Source organism: Pseudomonas alliivorans, assembly GCF_017826695.1.
Taxonomy (GTDB): Bacteria; Pseudomonadota; Gammaproteobacteria; order Pseudomonadales; family Pseudomonadaceae; genus Aquipseudomonas; species Aquipseudomonas alliivorans.
Map to the genome: position 1 here is coordinate 920049 of NZ_JAFFZW010000002.1, position 18435 is coordinate 938483.

The 18435-nt window shown below is 59.7% G+C and carries 20 protein-coding genes; 2 read left to right on the forward strand and 18 right to left on the reverse strand.

The window, feature by feature from the left end; genetic code table 11:
• Window positions 1-64 precede the first annotated feature (64 nt).
• On the forward strand, window positions 65-682 hold the full coding sequence (locus tag JTJ32_RS08700) for an aspartyl/asparaginyl beta-hydroxylase domain-containing protein (protein ID WP_210041789.1): 618 nt from the start codon (window positions 65-67) through the stop codon (window positions 680-682).
• 383 nt (window positions 683-1065) lie between these two features.
• Here the strand turns inward: JTJ32_RS08700 and JTJ32_RS08705 are convergent, their stop codons facing one another.
• The 15 genes from JTJ32_RS08705 to JTJ32_RS08775 form a co-directional block, all read right to left on the reverse strand.
• Entirely contained in the window at window positions 1066-1422 is a 357-nt protein-coding gene (locus JTJ32_RS08705) for an HrpW-specific chaperone (RefSeq protein WP_099227965.1), read from the reverse strand.
• Window position 1423: 1 nt separating this feature from the next.
• Entirely contained in the window at window positions 1424-3127 is a 1704-nt protein-coding gene (locus tag JTJ32_RS26580; RefSeq protein ID WP_210041790.1) for a pectate lyase, read from the reverse strand.
• A 140-nt stretch (window positions 3128-3267) separates the two neighbouring features.
• The gene (locus JTJ32_RS08715) at window positions 3268-3666 is read right to left on the reverse strand and encodes a type III secretion system chaperone (protein WP_099227967.1); all 399 of its coding nucleotides are present in this window, start codon (window positions 3664-3666) and stop codon (window positions 3268-3270) included.
• Between the two features lie 100 nt (window positions 3667-3766).
• Window positions 3767-4120, reverse strand: coding sequence for a negative regulator of hrp expression HrpV (locus tag JTJ32_RS08720; RefSeq protein ID WP_099227968.1), 354 nt, complete (start codon window positions 4118-4120; stop codon window positions 3767-3769).
• A complete protein-coding gene (locus tag JTJ32_RS08725; protein ID WP_143518954.1) occupies window positions 4113-4304 on the reverse strand; it encodes a hypothetical protein in 192 nt (63 codons plus the stop codon). The genes JTJ32_RS08720 and JTJ32_RS08725 overlap by 8 nt, the downstream gene beginning before the upstream one ends.
• Before the next feature lie 115 nt (window positions 4305-4419).
• Window positions 4420-6435, reverse strand: a complete 2016-nt coding sequence (gene sctC, locus JTJ32_RS08730; RefSeq protein ID WP_236059221.1) for a type III secretion system outer membrane ring subunit SctC — start codon at window positions 6433-6435, stop codon at window positions 4420-4422.
• The gene (locus JTJ32_RS08735) at window positions 6428-6838 is read right to left on the reverse strand and encodes a type III secretion system chaperone (RefSeq protein ID WP_210041791.1); all 411 of its coding nucleotides are present in this window, start codon (window positions 6836-6838) and stop codon (window positions 6428-6430) included. The genes sctC and JTJ32_RS08735 overlap by 8 nt, the downstream gene beginning before the upstream one ends.
• Window positions 6825-7046: an HrpF family protein gene (locus JTJ32_RS08740; protein WP_004884749.1), complete on the reverse strand. Its 222-nt coding sequence runs from the start codon at window positions 7044-7046 to the stop codon at window positions 6825-6827. The genes JTJ32_RS08735 and JTJ32_RS08740 overlap by 14 nt, the downstream gene beginning before the upstream one ends.
• 70 nt (window positions 7047-7116) lie before the next feature.
• A complete protein-coding gene (gene sctL / locus JTJ32_RS08745; RefSeq protein ID WP_210041793.1) occupies window positions 7117-7695 on the reverse strand; it encodes a type III secretion system stator protein SctL in 579 nt (192 codons plus the stop codon).
• Window positions 7661-8284 carry a hypothetical protein gene (locus JTJ32_RS08750; protein WP_210041795.1) on the reverse strand — a complete coding sequence of 208 codons (624 nt, stop codon included), beginning with the start codon at window positions 8282-8284 and terminating at the stop codon, window positions 7661-7663. Before JTJ32_RS08750 ends, sctL begins: the two co-directional genes overlap by 35 nt.
• Entirely contained in the window at window positions 8281-9072 is a 792-nt protein-coding gene (sctJ, locus tag JTJ32_RS08755) for a type III secretion system inner membrane ring lipoprotein SctJ (protein ID WP_099227972.1), read from the reverse strand. The genes JTJ32_RS08750 and sctJ overlap by 4 nt, the downstream gene beginning before the upstream one ends.
• Window positions 9073-9081: 9 nt before the next feature.
• Complete coding sequence (gene sctI, locus JTJ32_RS08760) at window positions 9082-9441, reverse strand: type III secretion system inner rod subunit SctI (RefSeq protein WP_099227973.1); 360 nt, start codon at window positions 9439-9441, stop codon at window positions 9082-9084.
• Window positions 9442-9475: 34 nt separating this feature from the next.
• Window positions 9476-10420, reverse strand: a complete 945-nt coding sequence (locus JTJ32_RS08765) for a DNA-binding protein (RefSeq protein WP_210041797.1) — start codon at window positions 10418-10420, stop codon at window positions 9476-9478.
• 69 nt (window positions 10421-10489) lie between these two features.
• Window positions 10490-10696 (reverse strand): type III secretion system major pilin HrpA, encoded by a 207-nt coding sequence (locus tag JTJ32_RS08770; RefSeq protein ID WP_004884739.1) that lies wholly within the window; start codon window positions 10694-10696, stop codon window positions 10490-10492.
• 115 nt (window positions 10697-10811) lie between these two features.
• On the reverse strand, window positions 10812-11735 hold the full coding sequence (locus JTJ32_RS08775; protein ID WP_099227976.1) for a sigma 54-interacting transcriptional regulator: 924 nt from the start codon (window positions 11733-11735) through the stop codon (window positions 10812-10814).
• A 1019-nt stretch (window positions 11736-12754) separates the two neighbouring features.
• Here JTJ32_RS08775 and solA point away from each other — a divergent pair.
• The gene (gene solA, locus JTJ32_RS08780; protein ID WP_210041799.1) at window positions 12755-13930 is read left to right on the forward strand and encodes an N-methyl-L-tryptophan oxidase; all 1176 of its coding nucleotides are present in this window, start codon (window positions 12755-12757) and stop codon (window positions 13928-13930) included.
• A gap of 7 nt (window positions 13931-13937) precedes the next feature.
• Here solA and JTJ32_RS08785 read toward each other — a convergent pair whose 3' ends face one another.
• From JTJ32_RS08785 to JTJ32_RS08795, 3 genes are read right to left on the reverse strand one after another with little or no spacing between them, the layout of a single operon-like run.
• Window positions 13938-15287, reverse strand: coding sequence for a TolC family outer membrane protein (locus tag JTJ32_RS08785; RefSeq protein WP_184323347.1), 1350 nt, complete (start codon window positions 15285-15287; stop codon window positions 13938-13940).
• A 1-nt stretch (window position 15288) separates the two neighbouring features.
• Window positions 15289-16626: an HlyD family type I secretion periplasmic adaptor subunit gene (locus JTJ32_RS08790; protein ID WP_099227979.1), complete on the reverse strand. Its 1338-nt coding sequence runs from the start codon at window positions 16624-16626 to the stop codon at window positions 15289-15291.
• Window positions 16623-18419 carry a type I secretion system permease/ATPase gene (locus tag JTJ32_RS08795; RefSeq protein ID WP_184323346.1) on the reverse strand — a complete coding sequence of 599 codons (1797 nt, stop codon included), beginning with the start codon at window positions 18417-18419 and terminating at the stop codon, window positions 16623-16625. Before JTJ32_RS08795 ends, JTJ32_RS08790 begins: the two co-directional genes overlap by 4 nt.
• Window positions 18420-18435: the final 16 nt, after the last annotated feature.

Genomic DNA, 18435 nt, shown 5'->3' on the forward strand with positions numbered 1-18435 from the left:
ACCCTCGTGGTGCAGTCCTGACTGCACCACGAGCTCTCTTTTGCGTTCTCAAGGAATACCGAAAATGATCACGGCCTTTTATTCGCTCGACGACTTTCCCGCACTCGCCCATCTGGTTGCCAATTGCTCCGTGATCCAGCAAGAGGTCGCCGCCATGGACGCGCCGCTGCTCGACATCGATCGTACCGACAAGTCCCATCAGCAGGTTCATACCGAAATCAGCGAACACCTGCGGCAAGGGGGTGATTACGGCTGGCTCAAAGGCTGGGGCGCCGCAGGCGGCAACAGCGACTGGACCCAGTACGCACTGCTGTTCCGGGACACGCCTATCGGTCCGGCCCAGGCGGCCCTGCCGCGCACCCTGGCCCTGTTCGCACCGCTCAAGGGCATCAAGGTGCTGGCGCTGGCGCGCCTGGCTCCGCACACCCTGTTGAGTATTCATCGCCACCCGGAACTGACCGACGAAGGCCTGCTGCAGATGCACATCACCCTGAGTGCTGCGGACGAAGCGAACTTCTCGTACCTGAATGTGGCAGGCGAGTTCTATCACCAGCAACCGGGAACAGGCGCGATCTTCGACGGCGCGCTGGATCACTTCGCGGTCAACGCAACGCCGGTCCCCAGAACGATCATCTACATGGAGTTCGAAAAAGAGCGCTTCATGAAGCCCGCCACCCACTGACACTTCCCGCCCGGCACCGACGGCTGTCTGACGACAGCCGTTTCTCCCTCTGTTTTCGTGAGCGGACTTCTCCGCGCTTATCAGACACTCCGTGATCTTCTGAAACTGCACGCCAGCGCCTGTCTGCCCGCAGGGCGTGGGCGCTCTCGCAGGCCACCAAGGTAGAGATGGGCAGCGCGGCAGCCCCAGGTTGCATCCGATACACCGCGTGTGCGGGCTTTGCTGCCGGTCCCCGGCAGATCGCCGGCAAGCCGCCTCCCACCGTCCTGCGTTCGCTGGGCGACAGCGCTACTGGCGGATTCCGGCCAGAAGCCAATTCGACAAAACCCACCCATAAAAAAACGGGCTCACAGGAGCCCGTTTTGTTTTCCACGATCAGCGCTTCAATGCACGTTCGGTTTGCCACCCGCCGCTTCAAGCAGACGGTCTGCCATCAGGCGTACGATCCAGAACGCTGTCAGCGCCGCATCGCCCTGCAGTTCGCCCTGGCCTGCATCACGCTTGAAGCCCGGTTCAAGGCTGTCGACGTAATGATCCAGACTGAAGCGATCGCCCACCTGAGTGGCCGGCTTTTCCAGGGTGTCGCGCATCCGGTCGGTAACCAGCGCGATAGCTTTCTCGAAGGCCTGGCGCTGTGCCGGAGACAGATAGCCCCCGGCACGCACCAGCGCTGCCCAGGAGCGTTCTTCAGGGGTGTCCTGCGCCTCTTGCAGCGGTTGCGGTTGTCGCGTGACCGTCATCTCAAGCCTCCTTGTGGTTGGTCGAGCCTGGCAGCTTGCTGTAGGCGTTCTCGACATTCTTCAGATCAATGCCGCTGGTGGTCAGGTTCAGGCCTTCGCTGTCGCTCTTCACGAAGGAGAACTTGCCGTCTTCAGCGCTGATGTTTTTCAGGTCCAGGTTCCAGTCACCCTGCTGCCCGCCATTGGTGCGCATGAAGGTGCCGAAATCCTTGACCTTGAAGTTGTCCACGTTCACGTTTGCATCGGCGTTGAGCTGGAACACTTTGTCATTGGCGCCTTGGGCACTGCTGTTGGTGATGTTCAGGTTAGTGACCTTGGCACCGCCCTCACCCTTCACGGTCAGCGCGTCTTCGCCGACATTGGTCCAATGGACGTTATCCACGTTCACGGCTTTTTCGCTGGCAGCACGGACATGCACACCGTCGGCAGCGTTGTCACCCAACACCACGTTTTTCAGGGTGGCGCCCTCAGCCAGTTCGAACATCGGCTTCTGTCCCTCGCCCTGTCCGCCATCTCCCAGCGCCTTGCCTGCGGTGAAAGTCTTGCCGCCGCCGTCGAACGTCTCGCCAGGCCCCACCTTGATGGTCTCGTTGACGACGGTCGGCGTGCCCGAGGCCGTCGGGAAAGAGACCGGAGTGGCCGAGCCGCTGGTGCCTGTGCCGGTCGGACCGGTGGGGGAAGGTGTTCCCGTCGGGCCGGTCGGTGCAGGCGTACCACCGCCACCGCCTATGGAAGGTGTACCGCCACCACCCCCGCCACCGCCGCCCACCGAAGGTATTCCGCCACCGCCACCGCCTCCGCCACCACCGCCACCTACGGAAGGAGTACCGCCACCGCCACCGCCACCTAAAGAAGGTGTTCCGCCACCGCCTCCGCCACCACCTACGGAAGGTGTACCGCCACCACCTCCGCCACCGCCACCGCCGCCTAAGGAAGGTGTTCCGCCACCACCACCTTTGCCCGCAGCATCAGACGGCTGGTTGAAAGTCTCCGGATGGCTGTCCATGAACTGAGCGATCATTTCCAGCAGCTCTTTGAGCTTGCCGTTCTGGGACACCTCACCGCCGCCATCGGCAGTCGGCTGAATGGAGTTATCCAGCGATCCACCACCCAGTTTCTGCATCAGCGTGTTGACCAGATCCTCAGTGTTCGATCCGCCCGTAGCACCCTGAGTGCCGCCGAGTCCCTGCCCTTGACCGAGAGCACCGGCATCTTTGCTGGCGCCGGTTCCGCCACCGCCAATGCCACTGGCGCCGCCCGAACCACCGCCAGAGCCGTTGCCCGCGCCGGATGATGAATCCGAGCCGCCAAGGATCTTCTCGAACAGGGCCATCAAGACCTGAGTCAGCAGTTCCTTTTCGCCGCCGCCGGCAGCGCCGGAATCCTTGGTCTGCTTGTCACCGCCCTGACCGTTGCCCTGGAGCGACTGCAGCAGCGAGTCCAGATCGCTTTGTCCGCCCTGACCGGTTTTGCCGGCCGATTGTCCACCGCCTGCACCCGAGCCTGCACCCGAGCCTGAACCGGAACCGGAACCCAGCAGCATCTCCGCCAGCATGCCGGCCAGCTCCTGCAGCGCGGACTGGCCGCCCTGCGCGCCCTGACCGGCACCGGCCAGCGACGCCCCGATGCCCATACTCGTGCCGCCCACGCCGGGAAGGCTGGACAGGTTGCCCATCGAACCTGAAAGGCTTGTTAAATCAGACATTGCTTACCCCGCTCCATCAGTGAATGTGTCGGAAAACGACAGTCGATTCCGCCGATCCGTCGGTGTCACTGGCAGGCATGACCGCCATGACACTCATCGCTGTGTGGCCCGCAGCGCACCTGCGGTTCCCGACGTTTCGGTCAATTGAGCAGGGAAACCACGGCAGTTCGGGTCTGCTGGGTCTGGGCAATGAAGCCGTTTACCAGATCACAGAACGTGTCCTCGTCAAGGCCCGCCAACTCACGCTGGGTGCACAGACGCACGTCCTGCTGATCAAGGGCGAGCCAGCAGCCGCGCAGTTTCGCGGTGTCAAAGTTCGTGGCAAGGAGGCGTTGCAGGTTTTCCGGGCTTTTGCGCAAATGGCCAAGCCGGCTATGAATAACCACATGGTCGCTGTGCGCAGCGACTTCAATAACGGCCGCCTGACGCTGCTGACCGTCGTAGAGCGCGCACACGCCATTCTGCAGGGTTAACGGTGTACCGAGTGTGGCACTTAGGCGGGCAATAAAACGTTGCATGTCGCGTTGGGAGTTCGCCATTGAATAATCCTCAAGTTAGTCATTGCGGTAAACAGACCGCGGCGACAAGTGAGTGGAAAATTAATGGCGTCCGGTTCCGGCTGGAACAAATATTCCGAATTCAGTTGTTGAACCCTGCCAGCATCAGAAACTCGCCGACCAATTCCTGAAGGGCGTCCTCACGCCGATAGTCAGGATCCAATTCATGCCACACGACAAACCGTTGCTGGCTGTCCAGGCAAATAAAGTAACCATCATAAGATTCGATATTCTCGAATCGACGCTTGAGCGCGTCGGAAAACAGATCCGGCCGTTGGGCTCTGCGCTCGATCATCAGCGACAGCCCCCAGCCCACGCTATCCTTGCGATGAACGAAGTCGATCCCCGGAGCCCATTGCCAGGTACTCGGCCGCTGCTGGCCGATACTGACGAAGAAGTCCCGCTGATCATTACTGCGCAAAATCGTTTCAGTCATTCAGATGTACCAGGCTGTATTCGGATGAATCGTTGCGCAATTCCGGCGACCACCAAACTTTAAGGCTGGAATTGTTGGCGCCAAGTTGCTGGCAATCACTGGAAAAACAAGATGGTTGCATTGTCGCACAGGCGCTCAACAATACCGCGACGACAAACAAGGTACCCACACGCACCCACTTCATTTAGGAATCTCCCGACAAAAGGACTGTATTGAAATGACCGTTAACGCGTATTACGAGTGCCGGATATGAACGATTGCACCGTCAGGCACGGTATATCCATGTATCAACATCGGCATCAAGGCGGCAATATTGAAACTCTCACAGGGGCTGCAGGCACCGCAGTGGCGGCGGCAGATCGGGTGGCCACGAACACTTCGGTGGACTGGCCCGGCTGCAACTCCGTTACGGGTAACATTGTTACTGCAAGTGTCCGAGCACCGGCACAGGACGCCAGTGAAAAAGCCTTGGCACGGGCACTGTCGTTGCGAACCACCCCGACGGTGACATCGAAGGTGTCGCCTCTGAACCATTGTCCCCGAGACGCATCGATCGAAAGACCCTGATCCACTCTACACAGGTCCTTCAGCGCCACGCCAGATGATGACTCTTTGACATCAGGCGGCAGTCGTCCATTGGCCAGTTCCGAAAACGCCTTGCCCACCAGGTCCCTCTTTTGCTGCCGGGTACTGGGCGAGCCGCTCAGCGCAAGGGCTCTGTCGAGTTGCGGGCGGTTTTCCCTGGCGATATAGCGCGATGGGTCGAGCTGATCGCCCACCAGCCGGGGCGTGAGGATGAATAAACGTTCACGTCGAGAGACTTCATGGCGCTTTGACGTGAACAGCGCGCCGATCACAGGCAGGCTTCCGAGAATCGGTACCTTGTCCTGACGTTCTCCACTCTCGTCGACGTGAAAACCGCCGATGACCAGCGAACGGTTTTCTCCGATGACCGCCTGAGTACTGACCGTGCCACGCTTCACATCCGGCGTATCGTTGTCGCGGGTGCGCTCGAGCTGGCCGTCTTCGATATCGACGATCAACTGAAACCGGTTGGGCTGTTCACCGGCGATGGTCCGTGGAATGACCCGCAGGCTGGTGCCCGCCGTCACCGGCTGAACGTTCGCGACCCGCTCTCCGGTGGTGGTGATATAAGCGGTTCGGCTGAAATCAATCACCGCGGGCTGGTTTTCCAGCGTCAGTACCGAAGGTCGGGCAATGACCGAGGCAACCCCCTGCCCTTCGAGTGCCTGTATATCGGCAAAGAAACGGTCGAAATCGTTGATGAACAGGGTAGAGGAACCTCCGGTCAGCAAGGAACTGCCGAAGTTGACCGAGCCTGCACGTGCAGACCATCGGGATTCCAGGCTGCTCAGCTGACTGCGATCGATGTCGAGGATGACCGCGTCGATTTCCACCAGATTACTGGGCTGATCGAGCTGCTGTACCAGTTGCTGATAGGTGTCGCGCTTTTCGGGATCATCGTAGATCAGCACGGCGTTGTTGCGCACGTCCGCCACCACACGGCGGTTGCTGTTGGACTTGCTCTCACCGCTGCGTGCGGGTGCGGCCTTGCGGCTGCTGGCCAGGTTCATGATCTTGCTCTGGCCCATCTCGGCCATGTCCTGCATGGCGCGAATGTTGGCGGCCGGGTCCTGCGGCAACGGAGGCCTGCGCTGACTTTCCAGCAAGCCGTCCAGCAGGGTCGCGACACCCGGAATGGTGATGCTCTGCTCGCGGTATTGAATCTCGCGATCGGCCACGGCGGCGTAGCGCAACGAAAACATCATGACCTGATGCTTGTCCTGTGCCTTGACCTTCTCCTTGCTGAAACCGCGAATCAGTTCCACATAGCGAGCCGGTCCGCTGACCAGCACCACGCCTTCATCCGGCAACTCGCCCCAGCCGAAACGTTTGTCCAGCAGGCCGATGTCGGTCAGCGCCTGCTTCAGATCCGGCGCGGCATCAGCCGACACTTCAAGGCGCTGGGACACCTGGCTCGATTGCGGGCTCACGTACAGCTTGCCGTTGTACAGAAACCACTGGAACTGATGTTCCAGCGCCAGACGATCAAGAAATTCCTGAGCGTTGCCCGCGCGGATCTTCGCATCCACCACACCGGTGATACCCCGGCTGTCGATACCCACCCCGTACGAGCTGGCGAAATCCGACAACACGGTGGTCAAGGGGGTTTGCGACGCCTCATACGCATAGGCGGACTGGCGCCACTCTTCAGGCACGCCAGCGGTGGCGACTTCAGCCTGCACGCACAACACTGAAATCCAGAAAAAACGTTTCAGGCACTGCTTAAACATACGAATTCCCCAGAGACAGAGGACGAACCGGGCGTTTTACAGGCGATGCTGCCGCTTCGAGCATCGACTCCCACACGTCACGCTGGTTGACCAGCGCCTCAATGATGCTGATGACCGGCGAGGTGCCCTGGAACGACTGGAACTGCACCAGACAGAGCCGATGGCTTTGCGGGTCCAGTGCCAGCGCCGCGCTGAAACGTCGAATGCTGGGGCCCGACAACCGCAGTGCGGCGGCCAGGCTTTCATCGTCGCCACGCCAGGCCGCGCTGAGCGGCGCGGTATAGATCAGCCCGTTGGTGCCACGTTGAATGCGCAGCGGCTGCTGATCGATCTGCAACAGCAACTCGGCCTTACCACTGTCGAGCCAACGCTCGACCGTGGCGAGCAGGTCAACGGATTTCATTGATGATCGCCTTGGCCAGGTTGTGCTTGACCACAATCTCCTGGTTGGCGGCCCAACTGGCGGTGGATGACTGGCGAATGGCCGAGTTGAAGGCGTGCCAGTCTTCGGGGGAAAAGGCATCCATATTCAGCGCAGCCGAATCCAGATCCTGCTGGGCGTTTTCAAAATTACTGTCGAGACGGCGTCTGAGTGCATCTGAAGAAAGCATGGTGATACTCCTGGTCCGGAAACTGCTGACTGAGTGGCAAGGCACCGGTTTTGGTTCCAGAACCTGATGTTCAAGGCCAGATCTGTTGCTGCAAGCCGCTCCAGCTGAGGCTGAAATCCCCGTGTTCCGTGCGCAGGCTGATCGCGTCCGGGTCAAGGCTGGCATCGGTTCGCAGGGTCCAGCCAGGCTGATCATGTGTTTCAAGATTCAGCGCCACCGCTTCCAACTGATCGGGATGGCAGAACAGCAAGGCGGTCTCCTGATTCGAACTGGCCAGCACCAACTGACGAATCACCGACCTGACCTTTTTATCGGTCGGGATTTTCTCCAGCAGACTTCCCAATGCCTGGCTCACCAATTGCGCGGCCGTCTCGACCAACGTTTCCAGGGCCTGCTCGCGCTGGGTGCGCAAGTCATCGAGCAACGCCCGCGCCTCTTCCCAGACCTCGGCCCGCGCCTGCTCTTCACAGGACTGACGCAACACATCGGCTTCGGCATGGGCCTCGGCGAGAATGGCCTCGGCCTGGGTACGGGCGTCATGCAATACCTCATCGGCCAGCAGACAATCCTCAAGGGTCTCCCGACGCAACAGCGGCTCGATGAGTGTGATTCGATCAGCTGGAAGGTTCAGACTGCGACGGGTCAACATGAGTGTTTCCTTCATTACGAGCGTTCAGTACGTACCCGGCGATGGCCTGCCACAGCGCACGCAGACGCACGGCAGGCACCTCTTCGAAAACCATCCGCTCGGCTTCCTCGACCGCGGTGCGCGCAAACCTGAGTCGCAGCCTCTGCCACAGCCGTTCACCGACACGGCGGCGCAACAGACTCAATCCGGCCACCTCGCAGGGATCGGGGTTCCACTGACCGGGCATCCAGCGACCCGGCTGCAATCCCTTGCCGAGCCGGCGACACCACAGGTGGGCAGACTCATCCAGACCAGAGGTTCGCTGTCGATGGGTACCGGCGCAGACCGTCACACACAGCCTCAGCGCCAGCGCCCACTCCTGCGGATCAAGATCCAGCAAGGGCATCAACAACGCTTCGGGCTGCGGCGGTATCGCCGACGTCATGCCAAGACAGCGATCGGCCGACTGCGCACTGACCTGCTCCAGCAGATGCAGGGTCGAGGCATTGGCCCGGGCCTGCTCCGACAGCTGCCAACTGGCGTGAGCGTCGCGCCAGCCCTGAGCCCACCAGCGAACCCAGATCAGCGCCTGAGGCTCGCTGATATTCATAGCGAGGTTTCGCTCGAAGGCGGCGTAGTGTTTCTGCGTAGCAGACGTTCTCGCAGACGCGGATTGAGCGCCCACAGACCGGCCAGCAGCAGCACCAGTCCAACCCCACACAGCGCTGCAACCCACTGCAGGAACTCGAAACGTTCACGCGTGACGTTGAACGGCCCGATGCTGACCATTTCCACCGTCTCCTGGTAACCCTGGGCCGGCACGAACACCACGGCCAGTTTCCGTTCGTCCGCATTGGTCATGCCGGGAATACTGCTGGCGACCATACGCCGGATGCGCGGCAGCACGCTGTCAGGCTCCAGGTCGGCCCGATGCTTGATGAACACAGCAGCCGACGCCGGTTGCACAGGCTCCCCCGGCGCGATGCGCTCGGGCAGAACCACGTGGACCCTGGCAACGACCACGCCGTCTATTTGCGACAGGGTCTGCTCTAGCTCCTGAGACAGGGCATAGATGTAGCGGGCCCGCTCTTCCAGCGGCGATGAAATCACGCCTTCCTTGCGAAACACCTGGCCCAGTGTGGAGCGGGAACGGCGCGGCAAACCCACGGCTTCCAGTACCCGCACGGCCCGGGAAATGTCCTGCGTGGACACGAGCACTGCAACACCGCCCTTGTCGAGACGCTTCTGCGCATCGATGTTTTTGCTGGCGAGTTCGGCCAGAACTTCGTTGGCGTCCTGTTCGGTCAGGTCGCGATGCAATTCCATGCGATCACCACAACCGGCCATCAGTAATGCCAACAGAACGACCACGACACACCTGACTGTCCTGGGATGCATAATCACGCCTTATTGCAGACTGGTCAGTTTTTCCACGGTCTGGGCGGCCTTGCTCACCAGCTTGGCGCTCAACAGACTTTCCAGATAGAACGAAGACAACGAACGGTTGGCCTCGATCAGGGTTTGCGGATCGTTGGAACGGGCGGCGCGCTGCAGATTGCGGTCGACCTTTTCCGAATCTTTCTGGTAGGCAAGCGACGCCTCGGAGATCGGCGAGATCATTCGTTGCGGGTCGCTTTGCGCAGGCGCTGCGTTCGAGCGCATGGCCGCGTTGAACCAGCTGATGTCCGCCTCGGCAGGAGCCGCATCTGACGCTGCATCAAGCTCGGGAAGACCCGATTGATGATGGGATATGCGAGTGATCGCCATAGTTGATTCTCCTGCCAAGACGAAGGTTTACCCATCAACCGCGATAGTTGGTGGTGCTTTGCTGAACCAGAACCGACAGGACATTGCCCGCCGCGATGCTGGCATCGGTTTTCAGGGTGTTGCCCGCGCCGCCGTTCTGGAAATTCTGTTCCGCGTTCGGAAACAGGCCGCCCAGTGAGTCGCCTTGCGCGCTGCCCTTGATTTCGCCCTTGATCATGTCAATGGCTTTCTGGAACTGCTCGCTTTCGCCTTTGGACATGACGTTGTCGCCTTCGGACAACTCGCCCATCCAGTCCTTGGACTTGCCATCAGGCTTGCCGAATTCTTCAGGGTGCATGTCCATGAAACGCGACACTTCCTTGAGCACATCCTTGTCTTCGAACGAGAACGTCGTCTGACCGCTCTTGGCATTGGGGCTGGTGTTGGGTTGCAGAAGGTTGTCGAGCTTTTCCTCGCCCAGGCTACCGAGCAGCGCCGCCAGAAGCTCCTGCAGACCGCCGCCCGACGCATTGCCGCTGTTGGCAGCCGGTGCGCCCCAGTTGGACGCAGGATTCTGACCGGAACCCACGCCCTGCCCGGTACCCGCACCGCCGGAAGCGCTGCCGGTCGAGCCGCCACTGAGGAACTCGGTGATCAGTCCTTCAAGCCCTTTGGTGAACGCTTCCTTCTCTTCACTGTTCAGGTACTTGTCTTCGGAAAGCTCGTCGCGCCAACCGTTGACATTGCCTGTGGCGTCGTCGGGTTTGCCGTATTTACCCGGATTCTTGTCCATGTGATCGGCGACCATGCCAAGCAATGGATTGTCGGTATCACGGATGTTGGCACCGCTGCCTTTTTTTTCGAACATCGAATCGCCCAGCAGCGAAGCGATCTTGCCTGCCGCGCCGCCCGAATCGGACTGCATGGAGGTCATCTGCGTACTGGCGAAGGTACTTTGGAAGGAGGCACTTTGTGGAACGCTTGCAGTAGAAGAAATCATGAATCCACTCCTTGAAAACCGCACAGGTTGAAGCCCTCCCGGTATCAACCGAGAGGGCACGCCAACCACTTAGTAGTTGATCGCCTTACCGGTTTGCTGTGCAGAGTTCTGCGCCTTGGTGGCGGAGTCCTGATAGGCGCTGGCGATACCGTTTACGGTATCGGTCATCATTTTGTTGGATTGGGCTTCAGCGTTCATTGTTGTGGTTGCAGCCGCAGTTGCATCCATTTTGGTCATTGCAGCCATCGAAGCGCCGAGCGAAGCAGTACCAGCCATAGTTATTACTCCTGATCATCGAGAATGTTCGAACACATCATGTGTGTTCGAAGCATGAGTGGCCGATAGTCAAAAGCGGTTCCATTGAATGACAACAATCATTTCATGGTGATGATCACAGCTCGGGCGAGTTGATGCTCAGGCTCTTCATGCGGTGATACAGCGTGCGCCGGGGAATACCCAGTTCATTGATAACCGAGTCGATGCTCTTGGGATGGCGCGACAGACAATCCTGAATAAGTGCTTTCTCGAACTGTCGAAGGTAACTCTTCAAATGAATACTGTTTTCAGTCTGAGAATCGTTCTCGCTACTGAGCGGCGGCATACCCAGAACGAAACGCTCTGCCGCACATTTGAGTTCGCGAATATTACCGGGCCAGCGGTGGCTGAGCAGCCGGTTGAGGACATGCGGATCACGCACCGGGATGGGCTGACCATGCTTTTCGGCGGTCTCGACGACAAATCGCTCGAACAGCGAAGGCAGATGATCCAGTCGGGAGCGCAAGGTCGGCAACTGAATCTTGATGACATTGAGCCGGAAAAACAGGTCGCGGCGGAACTTGCCTTCCTCGACGAGTTTTTCCAGCGGAGTCTGGGTTGCCACGATCACCCGAAGGTTCAACGCCACGAACCGTGTGGAACCCAGCCGCTCTATTCCGCGCATCTCCAGCACACGTAACAGCTTGGCCTGCAGCAGCAGCGGCATGCTGTCGATCTCGTCCAGATACAGAGTGCCGTTGTGAGAGGCTTCGATATACCCCGCTCTGGACTTGGAGGCACCGGTGTAGGCGCCGGCCATCACACCGAACAGCTCGCTCTCGGCCAGTTGCTCGGGCACCGCAGCACAGTTGATCGCAATCAGCGGCCCTTCCCGGCCGGACAATTGGTGAATCCGGCGGGCAAGCGTGTCTTTCCCCGTGCCGGTTTCGCCTTCCAGAACCATATCGACATTGAGCGGTGCTGCCTTGCGGATAAAGGACTGCAGAGTGCCAAAGATATCGAGAACCTCATGCTCCATCGGCAATGAGTCGTTGTTCATAGCACACTCATCCATCCATTCCCCTCACGATGATAATCACTTCCGTCGAATATCAGGAATACTTCGGGTACGGACTTCAAGAGTCTCCAGGCGTCCGGTGCCGCGAATCGCATACTTTAAATTAATGTAAGACAATTATCTTGTGGTGTTTTTCTATCGTGCCTATTGAGGCCACCATGACGACATTCGGTTTACCGAATGTGGCGCGGCACTGAAACAGGGCATGCCCGTAAAATCCGCACAATCATGCGCAACTTCCAGCAAATGTTTTAATAAGGTTGTCATCAACGAAGTGTCGGGCTGTCCGTACACGTCTTGTTTGACGCAGCCCCGCCAGTAGTTGTAGTAACACGCACCGAAATTGCGCCGTGATACGGTGCAAAACATTCGGTTTTCCGAACGCCTTTGTCGCGGCTTAGTTGGCTGAATTCTGTACAACGATAGATTTTTCGAGCGCTGCGCACGGCAAAAAAATATAGCATCCGATTGTGACGGCTCCGCTTTCGCACCCTGCGCAGGGAGATCGAGCCCGTCAGCTACGCCCGGAGCGACCTGATGAATGATTGTGGAACCGGCCTGACGCAACGGTCACTCAGGTGCGCCAACGGCAGATTTTTGTCATGCAGGAACGCGTCATTCACACGCCCCGGACAACGAAAAAATTTCCTTTTTGTGCGCCATGGCACTCGGCAACGCAGTGATTTGCGGGCAAATCACTGCTCAGCGTGGGAGCGAAACATGAGCTGTTCATAAATTAACCACACAGCTGCACCCCACGTCATTCAAGGGTTTCAAAAAGTTACCCACAGACATACCCACGATTTCCGTGGACAACTTCTGACGAATTTCGAACCTTAAAACCGGCGATGAGTGCAAGCCAAAAATCTTACATCTACTTGATTCAAATCCAGCCCCGAATATGCGTGGTCATGCCCCGGCCTATCGATAGATGAAAATGACTGTTGATTCCTGACGCGCTTGCCTCTGAAATGGATCCTTTACCCGAGGCAGTCTGCAAGATGGAGCAACAATGTGAGGTGGCCGTTCTCGGCCTGGGCGCGATGGGTGCCGCAACGCTGTATCAGTTGGCCAGACAAGGTGCAGATGTGCTGGGGATCGACCGGTACGCACCGCCACACACGCAGGGTTCCAGCCATGGCGATACGCGCATCACCCGGCTATCGGTAGGTGAAGGACCGCAATACCTGCCGCTGGTGCGCCATTCGCAGCGCATCTGGCGCGAGCTTGAAGCGTTGACCGGTGAATCCCTGTTCGAGCAGTGCGGCGTGTTGGTGATGACATCCAGCCCGGCCTATGACCCACACGACCCGGAAGATTTCACCCACAAGACCATCGCCCTTGCCCGTGAGTATGCTGTAAAGCATGAGGTGCTTTCAGCCGGGGCCATTCGCGAACGATTCCCCCAGTTCAGTCCGATCCTGGAGACCGCCATTGGCTATTTCGAACCTGACGGAGGCTTCGTAAGGCCCGAGCGCTGCATCGCCGTTCAGTTGCAACTGGCCGAAAAACTGGGCGCGCGTATCCGTATGAACGAAACCGTCACCCGCTTGCAGCCTCAGGGTGACCAGGTGCGCATCACGACTGATCAGGGGTCGATCCTCGCGAACAAGGTAGTGGTCAGTGCCGGGATGTGGTCGTCACAACTGCTCGGCGAACCGTTTACCGATCTGTTGCGAGTCTGTCGGCAGCAACTGTTCTGGTTCGCACTGGAAGACACTGCCGCATTCGCCCCGGTATCGCCCAGCTTCATCCTGACCCACGGCCCTGGCGAGATGGACATCAATTACGGCTTTCCGCCATTGCCCGGCGAAGGCAGCATGAAGATTGCCACCGAGCAATACCTGCAGGCATCTGCGGCGTGCGAGCTGGACCGCAGCGTCAGTGCCGAGGATGAGCGGACGATGTTCAAGACGCAGGTGAGCGGCAAGATCGCAGGACTCAAGGCAGAGGTAGTGAAGTCATCGGTATGCGCCTACACCGTGACGCCGGACTACCATTTCATCATCGACGACCACCCGCACCTGAAAAATGTGACGGTGGTCTCGGCCTGTTCCGGGCACGGTTTCAAGCATTCGGCCGGACTGGGGCTGGCGCTGGCCCAGCGTTGTCTGCATGGCACCAGCGATGTGGACCTGTCAGCGTTCTCGTTGAAGCGCTTCGGCAAAAAAGCCTGAGGCGTGCTCAACGAGGCTGTACGAACGCCTCGTCGATACGCGCCAGATCCGTATCGCGCAAGGTGCCTGCGTGATAATGCAACTTGATCCAGGCCATCAGGTAGTCATATCGGGCACGCGCCAGGTCGCGGCGCGTGCTGTAGAGCTGCTGTTCGGCGTTGAGCGCATCGAGGTTGATGCGTTCGCCGCCCAGTATGCTCTGCCGCGTCGACTCGACCAGCGCCTGCGCCGACACCAGCGCCTTTTGATAGGCGCGCAGTTTGTTCACACCGGAAGTGGACGCATTGAACTGCCGACGCAGTTCGATCAGGGTTTCCCGCGTCTTGCCTTCCAACTCGTACTCCGCCTGCTCCCTCACGCTGTTGGCCTGACGCACCGAGGCGCTGGTGCCGCCGCCTGCGTACAGCGGCAGACTGACCTCAATGCCCACCGTATTGGTGTCGTAACGCTGGTTGTAGGTATTACCGCTGTCGGACTCGTTCTGGCGAATGCTCGCATACGCATTGACCCTCGGCAGATGCCCCGCGCGGTTACGCTCCACTTCGTAACGAGCCACTTCCAGGGCCTGGCGTTGCGAGGCGAGAATCGGGCTGTTGGCCATTGCCAGCGCATGCCACTCACTGAAACTTGACGGTTCCAGAACCATGGCCTGAAAGCTATCCCTGAGCGGGTCCAGTTGCTCGATGGAGATCGCCTGCTCACCCAACAGCGCTCCCAGTTCACGCAAGGCGGCATCCTGTTCATCGCGAGCTTCGATCTGCTCGGCAATCGCCAGTTCGTTGCGCGATTCGGCTTCAAGAATGTCGGTACGAGTGCCCTCGCCTTGTTGAAACATCTGCCGGTTCTGTTCGAACTGACGCTCGAACGCCTGTTGCTTGGCCTGGGCGATGTTGATCTGGTCCTGAGCGAACAGCGCCTGGGTGTAGGCCGTCAGAACCCGAACCAGCAACTCCTGACTTTTGCCGCGAAAGGTCTCGTCGGCAAACAACGCCTGAGCCACACCTTTGCGGTAGCTGGCGTAGGCCTCGTAATCGAGCAGGGGCTGCTGGATCGTGAGGCTGGAACCGAAACTGTTGTAATGGCGATGATCAGTGGTGTCTTCACGGCCGCCCTTCAAGGTCGCTTTGGAGTCGTTACGCCCCTTGTTGTAGGTGTAAGACACTCTGGGCAACAGGCCTGCACGGCCTATGGCGCGGTTTTCCAGCCCGGCGTCACGTTCCTTCAACGCGCCAAGGAACACCGGATCATTGCGCAGCGCCTGCTCGTAGATCTGAAACGGCCCCAGGGCATGGCTTGCGGGAGAGACGCAGAGCAACAGGGCTGCCAGCGCGGCAGCCTTACGGGTCAAGTGGATCATCCTATTCCTCGGTCAACGCGGAGCCGGCACGATCCAGCAAAGGTTTGAACAGATAATTGAGCAGTGACCGCTCACCGGTGCGCACGAACATCTCTGCGGGCATGCCGGGCTTGATCACCAGGCCGTTGAGCTTCTCCATCACCGCATCACTCACCGAGGTGCGCAGCACGTAGTAAGGCTGACCGGTTTTCTCGTCTTCCAGCTGGTCGGCAGAGATCAGGCTCACTTCGCCGGTCACACGGGGCGTGCTGTTCTGGTTGAAGGCGGTGAACAGAATGTCCACGGGCAGGTGACTGCCGACCTTATCGATCAGGTTGACCGGCAGACGGCCTTCGACTTCAAGCCGGGTACCTTGCGGGACAACTTCCAGCAGAGTCTGACCGGCGCGCACCACGGCACCTTCCGTGTGTACGCCAAGGTTCACGGCAATGCCGTCCGCAGGCGCGAGAATCTCGCTGTGCTGCAGACTGAAACCCGCAGACGCCAGCTGCTGCTCAAGGGTCAGGGTTTTGACCTGCGCATCGGCCCACTGCGTGCGCACCTCTTTCTGGTACTCCTCACGCTGTTGCTGCAGGCGCAGCCGGGACTCGACGATGCCCTGCTCGATCCGCCCGGTTTCGCCCGCGTTCTGAGCCATTTCCTGCTGGACCTGGGACAACTGACGCTCGTATTCCAGCAGGCGATTGCGCGGAATGAAGCCATTCTGCGCCAGCGGTTGCAGGTTGCTCAGCTGTTGGCGTAACGAATCGGCCTGGGCCAGCAGATCGGCGCGCGCCCGACGCATGCCGGCCAGTTGCGCGCCAGCACCTTCGATGCTTGCTTGCAGCCCGGCCTGCTCACGCGCAAGGGCCTGCCGGCGGCTGCTGAACAACTGGCGTTGCCCTTCGAGCACCATTGCCAGCCGCGGATCGGGATCCTGCCCCTGCCCGGCGGCAATCAACTCGGCGGGAAAATTCACGTCGCTCAGGTTGTCGCGCTCACTCTGCCAGCGCGCCAGACTTGCCCAGGCCATACGATACTGAGCGCGCAGCGACTGAACATCAGCTTCAACCTGGGTCTGATCCAGACGAAACAGCGGTTCGCCTTCTTTTACAGCCTGCCCTTCAGTGACCAGAATCCTGCTCACCACGCCGCTGTCAAGCGACTGCACTGCCTTGCGCTTGCCCGAGACCACCACTGTGCCCTGCACTGCGATGCCCTGATCCAACGGCGCAAGGCTTGCCCATAAAAAGAAACTGCCAGCACCGACCAGCGTCAGCAGCCAACCGGCACGGGTAAAAAATTGCACGCCGCGCTCCTTGCCCGGAACGGCGTAATCATTAACGAGTGGGCTGCTCATGCTTCGGACTGCCTGTTCTGTGTGCCGTACTGGCGGCTCATGGAAAGCCCGACGGCGGGACGCGGTGATGACGGTGGATGCGGCTGCACGGGAGATTGTGGCTGCGAAGCCTGACCGGACAGGGCCTGAAGAACCTGTGCCGTAGGCCCGAACGCTTGCATGCGCCCTTCGTTGAGCACCAGCAATTGGTCGGTCTGCGACAAGGACGCGGTTCGATGAGTGACCAGCACCACCGTGCAGCCACGTGCCTTGAGCTCACCAATTGCCCGGGTCAATGCGGCTTCGCCTGCGGTGTCCAGATTGGAGTTGGGTTCATCGAGCACCACCAGCTTCGACTCGCCATATAACGCGCGGGCCAGTGCTACCCGTTGTTTCTGCCCGCCGGACAAGCCACTGCCGTCGTCGCCCAGGCGAGTGTCGTAACCCTGCGGCAGACGCAGAATCAGCTCGTGCACACCCGCCAGTTGCGCCGCAGCCACCACAGCGCTGGCGTCACCTTCACGGAAGCGCGCGATGTTCTGTGCCACGGTGCCGCTGAACAGTTCGATATCTTGCGGCAGGTAACCGATATAAGGCCCGAGCGCCTCACGGTCCAGACGATGCATGTCGGCACCGTCGAGACGTACTGCGCCGCCGAGCACCGGCCAGATTCCGATCAACACGCGCGCCAGGGTCGACTTTCCCGAGCCGGACGCACCCAGCACGCCGAGCACCTCACCGGCTTTCAATTGAAAGCTGACCTGATGCAACATGGGCACGCTCACCCCCGGTGGCGCAGCGCTGACTTGCTCGACACCCAGCTGACCACGCGGCACTGGCAAGGCCATGCGCTGTGCAGGTTCGGCATAGGTTCTGAGCAGTTGATCCAGTCGACCATACGCCAAACGCGCCGAACTCCATTGTTTCCAGACGGCAATCAATTGATCGATCGGACTCAATACCCGTCCCATCAGGATCGAACCGGCAATCATCATGCCGGGGGTCATCTGGCCGCGAATGACCAGAAACGCACCCAGGCCAAGCACCAGTGACTGCAGACAAAGGCGCAGCGCCTTGCTGATCGAACTGATCACCGCGCCCGTGTCACTGGCGTCGTTCTGGCGAGCCAGAAACCGCCCGTGCACATCGAACCAGCGGCGGCGCAAGGCATCGAGCATGCCCATGGCCTGAATGGCTTCGGCCTGCTGCAGGTGACGGGTAGCCAGTTGCGAGGACTGCTGCGAAAAACCGCTGGCTTCGCCGAGAGGTTTGCGGGTCAGCCATTCATTCAGGCAGGCCAGCGCCACCAGCAACGCGGCGCCCACGGTGGCCAGCAGACCCAGCCACGGATCGAACAGAAAAATCACCGCCAGATAGACAGGAAACCAGGGCGCATCGAAGAAGGCGAACAAGGCCGGGCCGGTCAGAAACTGGCGAATGAACGTCAGATCACCCAGCGCCTGCCCCGCCTGGCGCTGCCCTGCATGCAGATTGCTTTCGAACGCTGCCTGATAGACGCGCAGGTTGAAGCGACGCTCCAGCTCGCTACCGATGCGGATCACCACGAAGCTGCGGATCATTTCCAGCAGGCCGATGAAGGCAAAAAAGCCGACCACCATCAAGGTCAGCATGACCAGCGTGGTCTGGTTCTGCGAGGTCAGAACGCGATCGTAGACCTGCAGCATGTAAATGGATGGAGCCAGCATCAACACGTTGATCAGTGCGGTAAAACAGCCGACGCTGATCAGCGCGCGTTTGTAGTGCCCAAGGGCTTTATAAAGCGGAGGGTGGGCACCCAACGGCAACGCACTCATGATTCTTCCTTGAAGG